Origin of the sequence: Paramesorhizobium salinisoli (genome assembly GCF_003335045.1) — a bacterium.
In the GTDB taxonomy this organism is placed as follows: domain Bacteria; phylum Pseudomonadota; class Alphaproteobacteria; order Rhizobiales; family Rhizobiaceae; genus Paramesorhizobium; species Paramesorhizobium salinisoli.
In genome coordinates this window covers 1-255 of the sequence record NZ_QOZG01000160.1, presented here as the reverse complement: position 1 = coordinate 255, position 255 = coordinate 1, and the positions used below count along the sequence as shown (strand labels likewise).

At 67.5% G+C, this 255-nt stretch carries 1 protein-coding gene; it reads right to left on the bottom strand.

The features are described from left to right. On the bottom strand, positions 1 to 255 hold a 255-nt coding region (locus tag DUT91_RS26055), incomplete at both ends, for a hypothetical protein (protein WP_160113742.1).

Genomic DNA, 255 nt, shown 5'->3' with positions numbered 1-255 from the left:
CGTCACATTGATGGTGGCCTGGCCCGTGGCGCCTTGGGTGTAGGAGGTGTTCTTGCTGTCGAACCCGGTGGCGCCGCTGCCGCCCTTGAAGGTGAGCTTGTCCGACGGCGCGGCGTACCACAGCACCCTGGTGTTGGCCGGGACCAGATTGCCGCTGCTGTCCCGATAGGTGCACGTCAACTGGTGCGGCTGGCCCTCCGTCAGGTTGTCGGTGCCATCGGTGGACGTGAGCGTCATCGTGCCGGCGCCGGGCAG